Origin of the sequence: Bacillus sp. HMA207 (assembly GCF_003402455.1) — a bacterium.
Lineage (GTDB): Bacteria > Bacillota > Bacilli > Bacillales > Bacillaceae_G > Bacillus_A > Bacillus_A cereus.
Window position 1 is genome coordinate 1 of sequence record NZ_BEZT01000010.1, and the last position, 15,173, is coordinate 15,173.

Genomic DNA, 15,173 nt, shown 5'->3' on the forward strand with positions numbered 1-15,173 from the left:
TCCGGTATTAGCCCCGGTTTCCCGGAGTTATCCCAGTCTTATGGGCAGGTTACCCACGTGTTACTCACCCGTCCGCCGCTAACTTCATAAGAGCAAGCTCTTAATCCATTCGCCCGACTTGCATGTATTAGGCACGCCGCCAGCGTTCATCCTGAGCCAGGATCAAACTCTCCAATAAAGTTAGTTTGTCTAGCATCTAAAATAAAAATTGACGTTTCACGTTGTTTGTTTCGTTTAGTTTTCAAAGTTCAATATCGCGTTTCAGCGACTTTTATAATTTAACATTTTGCGTTAAATCTGTCAACAACTTTTTTCTTTCGTTCCTGACGACGCTTATTAATTTACCATATTAATCATTTAATAGTCAACACTTTTAAAAAAAATGCCAAAATAATTTTATCTTGGCATGATATAAAGCTTAATAATCACTAATGCTGCCACACCTGGTAGGCCTAATAAACTCGTTATTGCTGCTGTACCCATGTTAATTGGGATATGAAAATCAAAATATGTCCCTACAACATTTACGATAAAAAGCAATGCTATTCCTAAAGTAACATGAAAAATCACCTTACCTATAAAACGTAATGGCTTAGAGACAACACCAAAAACAAGAAAAATAAATACTAAAGTAAGAATGCCAACAATAATAATTGTAGAATTCATTTTTTCCTCCTTATGAATGACCTATACATCTATTTGTATGGGACAAGACAATAAAAAAGAACAGGTATCATAAGCGGCATCTCTTTCATATAAACTAAATAAAACAATACCTCAGCATTTAAAAAACAAAATAAAAAGGCCTGCTTAGAAAGCAGAACCTTTTACCATTGTTCCATTTTTACAGGACGACGCTTTGCTTCTTTCAACAAAAAGAAATATTTCGCCTCTGCTATTTTCAAAGAACAAATGACATCTTGAGACGGTTCTACACTTTGTTCGACCATTCTCTTCTGACGTAACCACTCATTCTTCACTTTTTCCAAAAGTACAATTAACTTATCGTCATACTCTTTACGCAATTTACCCTTTTTTTGAAAGAACATTTTTGTTTCTCCTCTTATACTTCTCTGCGCCCTTCTAACGCTTTGGATAATGTCACTTCATCTGCATATTCTAAATCTCCACCAACTGGCAGACCATGTGCAATACGAGTTACTTTAATGCCTGTAGGTTTTAAGAGGCGGGAGATATACATCGCTGTAGCTTCCCCTTCAATATTAGGGTTTGTTGCTAATATCACTTCTTGTACCGTTTCATCATGTAGTCGCTTTAAGAGTTGCGGGATATTAATGTCTTCCGGTCCAATTCCCTCCATAGGAGAAATCGCACCACGTAACACATGATATACACCTTGATACTCTTTCATTTTTTCCATCGCGATTACATCTTTCGGTTCTTGCACGACACAAACAACTGATTGATCTCGATGTGAATCATTACAAATATAACAAGGATCACGATCAGTAATATGTCCGCATACAGAACAGTACGCTAAATCTCGCTTCGCATTTACAAGTGCTTTCGCGAAACCTAACACATCATCTTCTTTCATATCTAATACGAAAAATGCCAATCGAACCGCTGTTTTCGGTCCGATACCTGGCAACTTCATAAAACTATCGATTAGTTTTGATATTGGTTCTGGATAATGCATGTATCAATATCCTCCTAGAACATTCCACCTGGTAAGTTTAAGCCTTTTGTAAATTTACCCATTGTAGAGTTTGAAAGCTCATCAGCCTTTTTAAGTGCATCATTTGTTGCAGCTAATACTAAGTCTTGTAACATTTCGATATCTTCTGGATCTACAACTTCCTCTTTAATCTTCACTTCAAGAATTTGCTTGTGACCATTTGCAATAACTGTAATCATTCCGCCGCCAGCTGTACCTTCAACTGTTTTTTCACCAAGCTCTTCTTGTGCTTTCGCCATGTCCTTTTGCATCTTTTGCATTTGTTTCATCATGTTATTCATATTTCCCATTCCGCCACGCATCATAATTAATTCCTCCTAATTATTATTACTCTTTTATTTCAATGAGTTCTTTCCCTACTAACTTCACTGCCTCTTCTATAAGAGGGTCTTCCTTTTTCTCCGGGCTTTCTTCAGACTCTCCACCTTCACGTTGTAAAAAGTCTTCACGGATTTTACCCCATTCACTTTTTGGAATGGCAATCATATTTAACCTTTTACTTAGCAATTCAAATAAAGCTTGTTCTACTGTATCCATAGCTTCTCGATTTTCGCTCGCCATCTTACAGTGAATCTCATATTGAAATGCTAAAACGTAAGTGTCATCTGAAGCTGCCACTGGTTCACTATTTTCAAGTAAAACGGCAAACGCTACTTTGTTATATGATTTGAGTCTTCCTAACAACTCACCCCATACAGCTTTTAATTGTTCTAAATCTTGACGCTTCGCTTGTTTTAATACTTCATTTACACGTCCGACAGGAATTTTCATACTTCCTGTTCGTACCGGTTTTGGTGTTGCACGTGTCTCTCTTACTTCCTGTTGTACACCAGCTGGCACACCGTTCTTTTTGACTTGCTCTAACTCTTTCTCCAGTTGCTGCATCCTGTTCATAATTGCTTGCAAACGATCTGTACCATTTGCTTGCATCATAAACTGTTGACACAATTGCACCATAACAACTTCTAAGAAAATACGCGGATGATTTGTCCACTTCATTTCCTGTTGTCCCTTACTAAGGGTATGAATAATCTCGTAGATCACTTCCGGTTGCATTTCTTCACTCAACTTACGGAATTGATCATCTACAATTACTCGTTCCAACATATGTTCTAGTTGTGGTGAAGTTTGATATAAAAGCATATCACGATAATAGTAAATGAAATCCTCCATAAAACGAACTGGATCCTTCCCTTTACTCATCATTTCATCTATGATTTGCAATGCTCTTGATACATCATTTTCACGTATGCACTCTACTAAATTGCCTAAGTATTGCTGAGAAACAGATCCTGTTACGGCCAATACATCTTCTGTCGTAACAATCTCATCACTATAAGATATAGCCTGATCAATAAGACTAAGCGCGTCACGCATACCACCTTCGGCAGCACGCGCAACAATTTGTAATGCTTCACCTTCCACTTGCGTACCTTCATTTGTCACGACCGTTGATAATCTCTCAACAATATCATTCACTGATATTTTTCGGAATTCAAAGCGCTGACAACGTGAAATGATTGTAGGTGGGATCTTATGAGGTTCTGTTGTCGCCAAAATAAAGATAACATGTCCTGGCGGCTCTTCTAAGGTTTTTAAAAGCGCATTGAATGCACCCATAGAAAGCATGTGAACTTCATCAATAATGTATACTTTATATTCTACAGCACTTGGAGCGTATTTTACTTTATCTCTAATATCTCGAATTTCATCTACACCGTTATTTGAAGCCGCATCAATTTCTAATACATCTGAAATGGATCCTTGTGTGATTCCTAAACAAGAAGGACATTCATTACAAGGTTCAGCTACCGGAGCATGTTCACAGTTAATTGCTTTTGCAAATACTTTTGCAATTGTCGTTTTTCCTGTTCCCCTCGGGCCAGAAAATAAATAAGCATGTGAAACTTTCTCTTGAAGAAGGGCATTTTGCAACGTTTTTGTCACGTGCTTTTGACCGACTACATCTTCGAACTTTTGCGGTCTCCATGTTCGGTATAACGCTTGGTATGACACGAAAATACGGCCTCCCTCAAAGGTTATTATCTCATTTATTATAACCCATTCTGTTTATAGATTCCAAAAGTTATTTTCTATACAAAAAACTCACCTTTGTATTAAGGTGAGTTTTGTATACATATATAACTGCCGTGCACCCTCCGTCGATTACGTACCATAAGCGTTACTCAAGCAGTTAGCTCGGTTCAGGCACTCCTGCGGCACACGAGAAGACCCGCTTATTGCTGCTTCCTTCCGGACCTGACAAGGTTCACGGGGTCCCGTTGCGCAGGACCCAAACGTCAACACCACTTACTTAAGGCAGACCTTACAGCAACATAACCTCGAGAGGGGATTCGGCCTCGCTAGAGCGGATTGCGAGTATAGGGCACCGCTACCTCCCCGCTTAGCACGGCAAAGTTAAAACCAATATTCGGTTGCCTTCATTAAAGGCATTATCAGTATAACTTGTTTCTTTAGAAAATGCAAATACGTTAGTTCCCAGTATTCTTCTCTAATTTTTTTATTGCTTTTCTTTTTTTACGAAGCTCTCTAAAAAAGTTTGTTAACAACGTACCGCATTCTTCCTCTAGTACACCAGATACTACTTCACATTGATGATTGAAGCGTTCATCCGTTAAAAGATTCATCAATGTCCCTGCACATCCGCCCTTCGGATCACTTGCACCATATACAACTCGCTTCACTCGTGATAAAACAATTCCACCCGCACACATTGGACAAGGTTCTAATGTTACATACAATGTTGCATCTTCTAAACGCCATGTCCCTAATTTTTTACATGCATCATCTATCGCTAGCAACTCAGCATGAGCTATTGATCTTTGCTCAGTTTCCCTTAAATTATGGGCAACACTAATTACCTCACCATCTAACACTATAACTGCTCCAATTGGTACTTCCTGTATTTCCTCTGCCTTTTTAGCTTCTTCTATCGCTAATTGCATAAAATAAATATCTTGATCTTGTTCCATAACATAGTCCTTTCATTACAAATAAAGTACACTTATTTCCATTTACTACACAGGGGATAACTTTTACAAATTCAATCCACCCTAAAAGAAAAAAGAGAGGGGATTACATATGAAAAATACCGCCTTGCTCATTATCGATATGATTAATGACTTTCAATTTTCCCACGGACCCATTCTAGCTAAAAAATGCGAAACTATAACAAACCCTATTTTACAATTAAAGAAAAAAATGAAATCCTTCGGCTATCCTATAATTTACGTTAATGACCATTATCAACTTTGGAGATCTGATATCGACCAACTTATTACTCATTGCACAAATAAATATAGCGAAAATATAATCCATAAGATTGCTCCAAGTTTTGATGAGTACATTTTTATTAAACCACATTATTCCGCTTTTTATGAAACACCTTTAAATTCATTACTAGGTTATTTAAAAATAGAAAATCTAATATTAACAGGGGTAGCTGGAAATATATGTATCCTATTTACAGCTAATGATGCTCATATGAGAAATTATAAATTGTATGTACCACAGGATTGTATCGCCTCTAACAACGACCAAGATAATATACATGCTTTAAAAATAATGGAAACTACATTGAAAGCAAATATAACATCATCAACCAAAATAAAATTTAATTAATACATATATCTATTTTCTAACTTTTTATATCAAATTAACCCGCTCGCTTCCCTCTTGTGCTACAATAATTCTGTTTTGTGTTTTTAGTAGTCACGGTAAATCACTGATTGAAAGGAGGAAACAGCGTGACCGGAGTACCATTTATCACGGTTGAAGGACCAATTGGTGTTGGAAAAACTTCACTTGCGAAGGAAATTTCAACTCACATGCAACTCCACTTACTAAAAGAGATTGTTGATGAAAATCCCTTTTTAGGAAAGTTCTATGAAGACATCGACGAATGGAGTTTTCAAACAGAGATGTTCTTTCTTTGTAATAGATACAAACAATTAGAAGACATTAACATAAAGTACTTGAATCAAAGGAAACCAGTAGTAGCGGATTACCATATCTTTAAAAATTTAATTTTTGCATCCCGCACATTAAAAGACTCTCAATATGACAAATACATGCAAATTTATCGTATCCTTACACAAGATATGCCTGTGCCAAATGTCATTGTTTATTTAACAGCTAGCCTAGAAACATTGCAAAAACGAATCGCCATGCGCGGAAGAGAATTTGAAAAAAACATGGATCCAAATTACTTACTACAGCTCACAAAAGATTATGAAACAGCAATGGATGCTTTTAAAAAAGATCATCCGGAAATACCAGTATTGAAATTTAATGGCGACGATATGGATTTTGTAAAAAATCCTGATGATTTAAACGTTATCCTATCTGCCCTTCAAAATACTCTCTTAAAGGAGTCGAAATAATAATGAATTTAAGGCAAAAATATGATATACCCAATGACGCAGTAATCACTATCGCCGGAACAGTAGGTGTGGGTAAATCAACTATGACAACTGCATTAGCTAATGCTTTAGGTTATCGCACATCATTTGAAAAAGTAGATTCCAATCCATATTTGGACAAGTTCTATGCGGACTTCACTCGCTGGAGCTTCCACCTACAAGTGTACTTTTTAGCAGAACGATTTAAGGAACAAAAAAGAATTTTTGAATATGGTGGCGGTTTTGTTCAAGATCGTTCCATTTACGAAGACACTGGAATTTTCGCAAAGATGCATCATGAAAAAGGAACAATGACAGAAACTGATTATGAAACATACAAAGGTTTATTTGACGCTATGGTCATGACTCCTTACTTCCCTCATCCAGACTTATTAATTTACTTAGAAGGTTCTTTCGATGATATTGTCGATCGTATTCAAGAACGCGGGCGCCCAATGGAACAGCAAACACCAATTGAGTACTGGAAAGAAATGCATGGACGTTATGAAAACTGGATTAACAACTTTAATTCATGCCCTGTATTACGCTTAAATATTAATGAGTACGATATTTTAAAAGATGGTGATTCAATCGAACCAATCATAAAAAAAATTGGCCATTTTTTAAAACAAACACGTAAACTTGTAAAATAAAAAACCCGTGCATATGCACGGGTTTTCCTATTAAATTACTTCTTCTTTGTTGGAGCAATAATTTCACTCTCAGGTTTTCCTGCGTTAATGCGCTGACGAACAGTACTTGTACTAATATCGTATGCTTCAGCAATCTCTTTAACAGTCATTTCTTTCCCGTTAATTACTGCCGTTAATACTTTACCTGTACGTTTTGGAGCTGCTTCTTTCTTTACAGCTGCTTTTTTAACTTGTTTTGGCGCCTCTACTTTACTCGTAGCTGGTTTTACATCACAAGTACAACCACAAAGTTTACGGAATGTATCATCACTAATAATGCGTGATACGTTTGCACCACTGTTTAAAATTCTATTGTTCTTACAGACAGGACATTGTACATAATATAAAGTTTTTCCATCTAAAGGAAACGTTTGTATAATAAGATCCATGTTGACTCCTTTCATATCTATGAAGATAATCATCGGAATATGAGTGTGTAATAAGGACAAAATTACCTTACACCATACTTTATGATTGGTTTTAAAATAAAAACTCGTTACGTGTTGGTAACGAGTTCTCCAATCTCCACTTATATGCGCTGTTGTCAATTATATCTGGAGGAGGTAGAGGGATTCGAACCCCCGCGCGACTCTCGCCGCCTGTCGGTTTTCAAGACCGATCCCTTCAGCCAGACTTGGGTATACCTCCATATTGACATCAAATATAATATCAAAAGAAAAACAGTTAGTCAACCCTACTAAAATAAATTATGAGGAAAGGAAAATTTTACTTTCCCCTTCCTACATTACAGTACTGACAACGCTCATAATTACCAATCACTCATACCGATGAATGTTTAAATTTACTTAATAACTGTTTTTCCTCCCATATAAGGGCGAAGAACTTCTGGAATTATAATTGTACCATCTTCTTGTTGGTAGTTCTCTAAAATAGCTGCAACCGTACGTCCAATTGCAAGACCAGATCCATTTAATGTATGAACATGTTCTGGTTTTCCATTTGGTTCACGGCGGAAACGGATATTTGCACGTCTCGCTTGGAAAGCTTCAAAATTACTACAAGAAGAAATTTCACGATATGTGCCATAGCTTGGAATCCATACTTCAATATCGTATTTCTTCGCTGCTGTAAATCCTAAATCGCCTGTGCACATGCTCATAACGCGATATGGCAACTCTAATAATTGTAACACGCGTTCTGCATCATTTGTTAACTTTTCTAACTCTTCATAAGAATCTTCTGGTTTTACGAACTTCACAAGCTCTACTTTATTGAACTGATGCTGGCGAATTAAACCACGTGTATCACGCCCAGCTGAACCTGCTTCAGAACGGAAGCAAGAGCTAAATGCAGCATATCTTATAGGCAATTGCTCTTTATTTAAAATCTCATCACGATGCATATTCGTTACAGGTACTTCAGCTGTTGGAATTAAGAAGTAATCTTCACTTTCAATACGGAATGCATCTTCTTCAAACTTTGGAAGTTGTCCTGTTCCTGTCATACTTGCACGGTTTACCATATATGGAGGTAATACTTCTTCATATCCATGCTCATCAGTATGAAGATCAAGCATAAAGCTAATTAAAGCACGCTCTAATCTTGCACCAGCACCTTTGTAAAATACGAAGCGGCTTCCTGTTACTTTCCCAGCGCGTTCAAAATCTAAAATTCCTAAATCAGTAGCAAGATCCCAATGTGGTTTTGGCTCATAAGTAAATTCTTTCACTTCTCCCCAAGTACGTGCTACTACATTATCATCCTCTGTTTCACCAACTGGAGCAGATTCATGAGGGATATTTGGAATAGATAACATTAATCTTTCTAAGTCTTCTTCAACTGTACGAAGTTCGTTATCAAGATCCTTTACTTTTTCTCCAACTTCACGCATTTCTAAAATTAGAGCTTCTGCATCTTTCTTTTCGCGCTTTAATACAGAAATTTGTTGAGATACTTCGTTACGTTTACTTTTTAATTCTTCTGTCTGAACAAGTAGTTCTCTTCTTCTCGTATCAAGTTCTTCAAAACGTCCGAAATCAGTTAAATCTTCGCCTCTATGCTGTAATTTCGCTTTTACTTCTTCAAAGTTTGTACGTAAAAATTTAATATCAAGCATTATATACTCCTCCTTTTATTTTATAAAACACAAAAAACTCCCGTCCCTATATAAAGGGACGGGAGTTAACCCGCGTTGCCACCCTAGTTGAAAGCATTACCGCTTTCCTCTCAAGTAGAAATAACGGCTCTTCACCGGGAATGCTTACTAATCCAAAAGATATTCCACATTCCATTCCAGGATGGATTCACAAACTGTTTCTATCGATTTCCACCAACCATCGACTCTCTATAAGAAACGACATTTGTTACTATTTCCTATCAACACGCTTATTTTATAAAATTGTTACCATCAATTTACTATAATCTTATACAAGTTGCAAGTTACTTATACAACTTTTTTCATTTTCGCTTCTTTTACCATTTCAACAAAGTATGCTGTCACACGATGATCATCTGTTAATTCCGGATGGAATGAAGCAGCTAAAAACTGATCTTGTCTTACCGCTACCATTCGGTCACCATGCTTAGAAAGCACTTCAACATTATCAGCTACTTCTACAACATACGGCGCACGGATAAATACACCAACGAAGTCTTCACCCACGCCTTCAATTGAAAGCGCAGCCTCAAAACTATCCTTTTGGCGTCCGAACGCATTGCGCTCAACTGTAATATCCATAGCACCAATATGTGCTTCTTCATAGCCAATAAGTGTTTTCGCAAGAAGAATCATCCCTGCACATGTACCAAACATTGGTTTACCAGACTTTGCAAATGTACGAAGTGGTTCCATGAAAGCATACTTATCAATAAGACGGCGCATTGTTGTACTTTCACCGCCCGGTAAAATAAGACCATCAATCTCTTCAAGTTGCTCTATACGCTTTACAACAACAGCTTCTGCACCACTTGCTTCAACTGATTTTACATGCTCACGAACTGCACCTTGAAGACCTAGTACACCGATTTTCACCATTTTAAAGTTCTCCTTTAATTACCATCCACGCTCTTGCATGCGTTGTTCTGGTAATAACGTTGAAATTTCGACACCCTTCATTGCATTACCTAATCCTTTAGAAAGGCTTGCAATTAGTTCGTAATCTTCATAATGAGTCGTTGCTTCAACGATTGCACGTGCAAATTTCTCTGGGTTTTCTGATTTGAAGATACCAGATCCAACAAATACTCCATCAGCACCAAGTTGCATCATTAATGCTGCATCTGCTGGTGTTGCTACACCACCTGCCGCAAAGTTTACAACTGGTAAGCGACCAAGACGTTTAATTTCAAGTAATACTTCGTAAGGAGCGCCAGTATTTTTTGCATATGTCATTAACTCATCTTCACGTAGACTCGCAACTTGACGGATTTCTGCATTGACTTGGCGCATATGACGCACTGCCTCTACAATGTTTCCTGTTCCTGGTTCACCTTTTGTACGAAGCATAGATGCACCTTCTGCAATACGACGTGCAGCTTCTCCGATATCACGGCAACCACATACAAATGGAACTGTGTAATCACGTTTATTTAAATGGTATACTTCATCAGCAGGAGTTAATACTTCACTCTCATCGATATAGTCTACCCCTAATGATTCTAATACACGTGCTTCTACAAGGTGACCGATACGGCATTTTGCCATAACCGGAATTGACACCGCACCCATAACTTCTTCAACAATTGTTGGGTCTGCCATACGAGAAACGCCACCTGCTGCACGAATATCTGCTGGTACACGCTCTAATGCCATAACGGCAACTGCGCCTGCCTCTTCTGCAATTTTTGCTTGTTCAGCGTTAACTACGTCCATAATAACGCCGCCTTTTTGCATTTCTGCCATTCCACGTTTTACACGTTCTGTCCCTGTTACATTTGTCATGTACAAAAACCCCCCTAGGTGAATTGCTTTCCCCCGTTAAAGGCGAAAATTAAGAATACTCTTACATTCTACCACTAACTATCAGATGCTTGTCTACTACTTTTTCATAAAGTCGGTATGAAAAATAGGAATAAAAAAAAGCTCCTATCGTGAGGAGCTTTTAAAACCAACCTTTTACTGTATCAACAGCACTATTCCACATACCACTAAAGAATGAACCAATTCCGCGCATAGCACGAGTAAACCAGTTTGCTTCTTCTACTTCAGATGTCGTTACAAGATCCACTTGCAGTGACTTACCAGTTAAAAATCCAGGGTCGTTTGGATCTTTTGGTGTAATTACCATTTGACCAAGCGCAGCTCCCTTTTTAATAGGTGCTTCTTGTCCCTTACTTGATTCTTTTAATTCTGTTTTATAAACATCTTTACTTCCTTTTGGCACTGGAAGTGAAATAGCTTGTTTCGTTTGAACTGCTACATCTTTATCTTTCGCATTTTCTACTCGTACTGTTTCTTGTCCTTTTACTGAAGAACCTTTTTTATACATTTGTTTCACTTCAAAGTTAGCAAATCCATAATCATATAGCTTCTTTGTTTCATCAAAACGTGCTGTATGAGAACTTGTTTTAATAACTACAGAAATAAAACGCATTCCGTTTCTTTCAACCGTACCAGTGAAGCAATCTCCTGCTTCTGGAGTTGAGCCTGTTTTTAAGCCATCTACACCATCATATTCTTTAACTAAGCCCTTTAACATCCAGTTCCAGTTCGACATTCCAAACTTCTCTTTTTCTGGACGGAATTCTTTTTTAGGGATTTTTGCTGTATCTAACACTTTTGGATAATCTTTAATTAAATGTTGTGCTAAAGTTGCAACATCCTTTGCAGACATTTTATTTTCTTCATCCGCTGTTGTTCCTTCAGGATGCATTCCCTTTAAATCTTTATTCGTTAAACCTGTAGAATTGACAAATTTATAATTTTTCAACCCTAGTTCTTTCGATTTATCATTCATCATTTTTACGAAGTCTACTTCTTTACCTGCAATTGCTTCTGCTAATGCAATTGTTGCACCATTTGCAGAAAAGATTGCCATTGCCTCGTATAACTCTTTTACTGTATAAGAGCCACCATTTTCTAATGCAACATTTGATAATGAAGCATCTTGTGAAACCTTATATGCATATTCAGAAACCTTAATTTTCTGGTCCCACTTAAGTTTTCCTTTATCCACTGCTTCGTGAACTAAATATTCACTCATCATCTTTGTCATACTAGCAATGGATAATAATTCATCTGCATTCTTTTGATATAAAATTTTCCCAGAATTCGCTTCTACTAAAATTGCCGCACCTGCTTCAATGTTTAAAGCGGCTCCTGTTTCAGCTGATGCATTGCTATATGGCATAAAGATGCTACAAGCTAGTGTAAGCACTGTTACCAAAGCAATGAATCTTTTGCAAAACATACCTTTCACTTTTGCTACCCCCAATATCTATGTACTCACATAACCGTTATTCTAACATAATCAAAAAAAAATAGACAGAGATATCAAATCTCTGTCTATTTGTATATAAGACATTATAACGAGTAGTTTGGAGCCTCTTTTGTAATTTGTACGTGATGAGGATGACTTTCACGTAAGCCCGCACCTGACATACGAATGAATTGTGCATTTTCGCGTAAGAATTCTAAATCCTGTGCTCCGCAATATCCCATACCTGCACGTAAGCCACCAACTAATTGGTGAACTGTATCTGCTAAAGGTCCTTTATATGGCACTCGTCCTTCAATACCTTCTGGGACAAGTTTTTTATTGCCTTCTTGGAAGTAACGATCTTTACTTCCTTTTTCCATCGCACCGACAGAACCCATACCACGATACACTTTAAATTGACGACCTTGGTAAATTTCAGTTTCTCCAGGACTTTCTGCAACACCTGCAAACATGCTACCTAGCATAACAACATGTGCTCCTGCCGCTAATGCTTTCACCATATCACCAGAGTACTTAATACCGCCATCAGCAATAACTGGAATACCGTGTTTGCGAGCTTCTGTTGCACAATCATAAACTGCAGTTAATTGTGGTACACCAACACCGGCTACAACGCGTGTTGTACAAATAGAACCTGGTCCAATACCAACTTTAACTACGTTTGCACCAGCTTCAATTAATGCTTTCGTTGCTTCAGCAGTAGCAACATTTCCAGCGATAATATTTAGTGATGGGTATTTAGCACGAACTTCTTTTACCTTATCAATAACACCTTTAGAATGCCCATGTGCTGTATCAAGTACAATTGCATCTACACTAGCTTTTACTAATGCATCAATGCGAAGCATAGCATCCGCTGTTACACCAACTGCTGCTCCAACTAATAAGCGTCCTTGCTTATCCTTAGCAGAGTTTGGGAATTCAATTACTTTTTCAATGTCTTTTATTGTAATAAGCCCTTGTAATACACCGTTATTATCAACAAGAGGGAGTTTTTCAATTTTATACTTTTGTAGGATCTTTTCAGCTTCTTCCAGTGTAGTACCAACTGGAGCTGTAATTAATTGTTCTTTTGTCATTACGTCAGAAATTTTGATTGAGTAGTCTTGGATGAAGCGCATATCACGGTTTGTAATAATACCAACTAACTTTCGCTCATCTAAATTATTTACAACCGGTACACCTGAGATACGATATTTTCCCATAAGATGTTCTGCATCATATACTTGATGTTCTGGAGTTAAGAAGAAAGGATCTGAAATAACGCCGCTTTCAGAGCGCTTTACTTTATCAACTTGCTCTGCTTGTTGCTCAATAGACATATTCTTATGAATAATTCCTAAACCACCTTGGCGAGCCATTGCAATAGCCATGTCAGCTTCTGTTACTGTATCCATTCCTGCACTAATTAACGGGATGTTTAGCTGTAAGCTTTCAGATAAAACTGTTTTAACACTTACTTCTCTTGGTAATATATCTGACCTAGCTGGTACAAGTAATACATCATCAAAAGTCAAACCTTCTTTAACAAATTTAGATTCCCACATAATTGTTCCCCCTATGATACCAGAAATTATTATTAGTAGCTTATCAATTGGTTAAAATACTGTCAAGGACGTATATATATGTTAGAATTTTTAGACAATAAAAGGAGCGTAATATATGCATCAAACATCTTGTACTTGGCAGCAGTTAAGTTTCTTTTTTTCATCTCAAAATGTACAACGTTATCTTGCCCGTTGTTATGAAAAATCCTCTATTCAGGATGCAGAAAAAAAAAGTTTTGAAAATTGTTATCCCTTTATTTATTACTTAGAACACGGGAAAAATTATTATGAATTATATAAGACAGCTCCATTTTCCATTCGACCAATGTTGTTATTTTATGGAATTAGCCAACTGTTTAAAGCATGCCTACTAACTATTGACCCTAACTATCCTGAATCCACTACTGTTTTAGCTCATGGTGTTACAACTCGCAAACGAAAAAAACAAGGGTATCAATTTTTAGAAGATGAGGTGAAGGTACAAAAAAACGGATTGTTTACTCATGTTGCAGAACAACTGTTTCACATGAAACACTTAGAAGCAGAAAAATTTAACATGTTAGAACTAATGGGAAATATTCCAGAATTACAAAATTTATTTCGTTATAGTCAAAAAGGATCAACTTTATATAAAATTGATTCAACAATTAAAAATGAGCTCTCCTTTTCAGTCAACCTACTAGATCGATTACATATGACTAAAGAGAGATTTTCTCGTTACATTGAAACATCTTGTAAGCATTTATCAATACAACACGTACCTGAGAAGACTAATGAATCGAATTTACTTTTTACAGCGCCCATTCAATCATGGAATCCTATGTACAGTACTCCTTTATACTATGAACATCTTACTAATACTTATTATTTGCCACTTACGACTGACCCTAGAAATCCTAAGCCAATATTACCTGAACTCCTCATTCATTATTTATTGCTCTATAATTTAAGCATGATTTCTAGATATGAAACAGATTGGTGGTATGACTTACTTGGAAGTTATGGTTCTGAAGATTATCCATTTATTTATCAATTTCTAAGTATTTCTGCTCAAAAAATCCCTTACTATATTTCAAATTTTTTATTAATGGAACCAAATCTATTTCATGGGAAATAAAAAAACACAAGTCAAATGACTTGTGTTTTTAGTTGCTTGGCGACGTCCTACTCTCACAGGGACAAGGTCCCAACTACCATCGGCGCTAGAGAGCTTAACTTCCGTGTTCGGTATGGGAACGGGTGTGACCTCTCTGCCATCATCACCAAACTATAAAGGCATATTCCTTCAAAACTAGATAACATCGCTACATATTATATGGTTAAGTCCTCGATCTATTAGTATTCGTCAGCTCCACATGTCACCATGCTTCCACCTCGAACCTATCAACCTGATCATCTTTCAGGGATCTTACTAG

16 protein-coding genes, 1 tRNA gene, 3 rRNA genes, 1 other RNA gene and 1 other annotated feature are annotated in these 15,173 nt (G+C 37.0%); of the genes, 4 read left to right on the plus strand and 17 right to left on the minus strand.

The window, feature by feature from the left end; genetic code table 11:
- From HMAS_RS27255 to tadA, 8 genes are all read right to left on the minus strand, one after another.
- A 16S ribosomal RNA gene (locus HMAS_RS27255) occupies positions 1-178 on the minus strand; the annotation flags it as partial.
- A 218-nt stretch (positions 179-396) separates the two neighbouring features.
- The gene (locus HMAS_RS27260) at positions 397-666 is read right to left on the minus strand and encodes a pro-sigmaK processing inhibitor BofA family protein (RefSeq protein ID WP_001089276.1); all 270 of its coding nucleotides are present in this window, start codon (positions 664-666) and stop codon (positions 397-399) included.
- Positions 667-827: 161 nt separating this feature from the next.
- On the minus strand, positions 828-1,049 hold the full coding sequence (locus tag HMAS_RS27265; RefSeq protein ID WP_000466019.1) for a YaaL family protein: 222 nt from the start codon (positions 1,047-1,049) through the stop codon (positions 828-830).
- 14 nt (positions 1,050-1,063) lie between these two features.
- Positions 1,064-1,660, minus strand: a complete 597-nt coding sequence (gene recR / locus HMAS_RS27270; RefSeq protein ID WP_000559169.1) for a recombination protein RecR — start codon at positions 1,658-1,660, stop codon at positions 1,064-1,066.
- A gap of 14 nt (positions 1,661-1,674) precedes the next feature.
- Positions 1,675-2,001: a YbaB/EbfC family nucleoid-associated protein gene (locus tag HMAS_RS27275; protein ID WP_014894853.1), complete on the minus strand. Its 327-nt coding sequence runs from the start codon at positions 1,999-2,001 to the stop codon at positions 1,675-1,677.
- A gap of 25 nt (positions 2,002-2,026) precedes the next feature.
- On the minus strand, positions 2,027-3,715 hold the full coding sequence (gene dnaX, locus HMAS_RS27280) for a DNA polymerase III subunit gamma/tau (RefSeq protein ID WP_116345147.1): 1,689 nt from the start codon (positions 3,713-3,715) through the stop codon (positions 2,027-2,029).
- Between the two features lie 132 nt (positions 3,716-3,847).
- An RNA gene (gene ffs / locus HMAS_RS27285) (signal recognition particle sRNA large type) lies at positions 3,848-4,112 on the minus strand.
- A 79-nt stretch (positions 4,113-4,191) separates the two neighbouring features.
- Positions 4,192-4,692: a tRNA adenosine(34) deaminase TadA gene (tadA, locus tag HMAS_RS27290; protein ID WP_000434329.1), complete on the minus strand. Its 501-nt coding sequence runs from the start codon at positions 4,690-4,692 to the stop codon at positions 4,192-4,194.
- A gap of 109 nt (positions 4,693-4,801) precedes the next feature.
- Between tadA and HMAS_RS27300 the strand changes: the two genes are divergently transcribed.
- From HMAS_RS27300 to HMAS_RS27310, 3 genes are all read left to right on the plus strand, one after another.
- On the plus strand, positions 4,802-5,341 hold the full coding sequence (locus HMAS_RS27300; RefSeq protein WP_006917832.1) for an isochorismatase family cysteine hydrolase: 540 nt from the start codon (positions 4,802-4,804) through the stop codon (positions 5,339-5,341).
- 125 nt (positions 5,342-5,466) lie between these two features.
- On the plus strand, positions 5,467-6,102 hold the full coding sequence (locus HMAS_RS27305; protein ID WP_000148218.1) for a deoxynucleoside kinase: 636 nt from the start codon (positions 5,467-5,469) through the stop codon (positions 6,100-6,102).
- A gap of 2 nt (positions 6,103-6,104) precedes the next feature.
- A complete protein-coding gene (locus tag HMAS_RS27310; protein ID WP_001053585.1) occupies positions 6,105-6,773 on the plus strand; it encodes a deoxynucleoside kinase in 669 nt (222 codons plus the stop codon).
- Positions 6,774-6,808: 35 nt separating this feature from the next.
- Here the strand turns inward: HMAS_RS27310 and HMAS_RS27315 are convergent, their stop codons facing one another.
- The 7 genes from HMAS_RS27315 to guaB form a co-directional block, all read right to left on the minus strand.
- Positions 6,809-7,201 (minus strand): DUF3797 domain-containing protein, encoded by a 393-nt coding sequence (locus HMAS_RS27315; RefSeq protein WP_000364193.1) that lies wholly within the window; start codon positions 7,199-7,201, stop codon positions 6,809-6,811.
- A 166-nt stretch (positions 7,202-7,367) separates the two neighbouring features.
- Positions 7,368-7,460: transfer RNA gene (locus tag HMAS_RS27320), tRNA-Ser, on the minus strand.
- Positions 7,461-7,614: 154 nt separating this feature from the next.
- The gene (serS, locus tag HMAS_RS27325) at positions 7,615-8,889 is read right to left on the minus strand and encodes a serine--tRNA ligase (protein ID WP_000884187.1); all 1,275 of its coding nucleotides are present in this window, start codon (positions 8,887-8,889) and stop codon (positions 7,615-7,617) included.
- A gap of 51 nt (positions 8,890-8,940) precedes the next feature.
- Positions 8,941-9,162 (minus strand) — a binding site (T-box leader).
- Positions 9,163-9,216: 54 nt separating this feature from the next.
- The gene (gene pdxT, locus HMAS_RS27330; protein WP_000238785.1) at positions 9,217-9,807 is read right to left on the minus strand and encodes a pyridoxal 5'-phosphate synthase glutaminase subunit PdxT; all 591 of its coding nucleotides are present in this window, start codon (positions 9,805-9,807) and stop codon (positions 9,217-9,219) included.
- An 18-nt stretch (positions 9,808-9,825) separates the two neighbouring features.
- Positions 9,826-10,713 (minus strand): pyridoxal 5'-phosphate synthase lyase subunit PdxS, encoded by an 888-nt coding sequence (gene pdxS, locus HMAS_RS27335; RefSeq protein ID WP_000186165.1) that lies wholly within the window; start codon positions 10,711-10,713, stop codon positions 9,826-9,828.
- 160 nt (positions 10,714-10,873) lie between these two features.
- Entirely contained in the window at positions 10,874-12,181 is a 1,308-nt protein-coding gene (gene dacA, locus HMAS_RS27340; protein ID WP_130813769.1) for a D-alanyl-D-alanine carboxypeptidase DacA, read from the minus strand.
- Between the two features lie 113 nt (positions 12,182-12,294).
- A complete protein-coding gene (gene guaB, locus HMAS_RS27345; protein WP_000264088.1) occupies positions 12,295-13,758 on the minus strand; it encodes an IMP dehydrogenase in 1,464 nt (487 codons plus the stop codon).
- Between the two features lie 115 nt (positions 13,759-13,873).
- Here guaB and HMAS_RS27350 point away from each other — a divergent pair, with 115 nt between their 5' ends.
- The gene (locus HMAS_RS27350; RefSeq protein WP_116345148.1) at positions 13,874-14,875 is read left to right on the plus strand and encodes a YaaC family protein; all 1,002 of its coding nucleotides are present in this window, start codon (positions 13,874-13,876) and stop codon (positions 14,873-14,875) included.
- A 34-nt stretch (positions 14,876-14,909) separates the two neighbouring features.
- Here the strand turns inward: HMAS_RS27350 and rrf are convergent.
- Both rrf and HMAS_RS27360 read right to left on the minus strand, forming a co-directional pair.
- Positions 14,910-15,025 (minus strand): 5S ribosomal RNA (gene rrf, locus HMAS_RS27355).
- 48 nt (positions 15,026-15,073) lie between these two features.
- Positions 15,074-15,173: ribosomal RNA gene (locus tag HMAS_RS27360) — 23S ribosomal RNA — on the minus strand; the annotation flags it as partial.

Coding starts and splice junctions, on each gene's coding strand:
- guaB (WP_000264088.1), bottom strand. CDS start 13,758: ATGTGGGAATCTAAATTTGTTAAAGAAGGTTTGACTTTTGATGATGTA.
- HMAS_RS27260 (WP_001089276.1), bottom strand. CDS start 666: ATGAATTCTACAATTATTATTGTTGGCATTCTTACTTTAGTATTTATT.
- HMAS_RS27315 (WP_000364193.1), bottom strand. CDS start 7,201: ATGGATCTTATTATACAAACGTTTCCTTTAGATGGAAAAACTTTATAT.
- HMAS_RS27310 (WP_001053585.1), top strand. CDS start 6,105: ATGAATTTAAGGCAAAAATATGATATACCCAATGACGCAGTAATCACT.
- HMAS_RS27265 (WP_000466019.1), bottom strand. CDS start 1,049: ATGTTCTTTCAAAAAAAGGGTAAATTGCGTAAAGAGTATGACGATAAG.
- pdxS (WP_000186165.1), bottom strand. CDS start 10,713: ATGACAAATGTAACAGGGACAGAACGTGTAAAACGTGGAATGGCAGAA.
- HMAS_RS27300 (WP_006917832.1), top strand. CDS start 4,802: ATGAAAAATACCGCCTTGCTCATTATCGATATGATTAATGACTTTCAA.
- serS (WP_000884187.1), bottom strand. CDS start 8,889: ATGCTTGATATTAAATTTTTACGTACAAACTTTGAAGAAGTAAAAGCG.
- HMAS_RS27275 (WP_014894853.1), bottom strand. CDS start 2,001: ATGCGTGGCGGAATGGGAAATATGAATAACATGATGAAACAAATGCAA.
- tadA (WP_000434329.1), bottom strand. CDS start 4,692: ATGGAACAAGATCAAGATATTTATTTTATGCAATTAGCGATAGAAGAA.
- HMAS_RS27350 (WP_116345148.1), top strand. CDS start 13,874: ATGCATCAAACATCTTGTACTTGGCAGCAGTTAAGTTTCTTTTTTTCA.
- dacA (WP_130813769.1), bottom strand. CDS start 12,181: ATGTTTTGCAAAAGATTCATTGCTTTGGTAACAGTGCTTACACTAGCT.
- recR (WP_000559169.1), bottom strand. CDS start 1,660: ATGCATTATCCAGAACCAATATCAAAACTAATCGATAGTTTTATGAAG.
- pdxT (WP_000238785.1), bottom strand. CDS start 9,807: ATGGTGAAAATCGGTGTACTAGGTCTTCAAGGTGCAGTTCGTGAGCAT.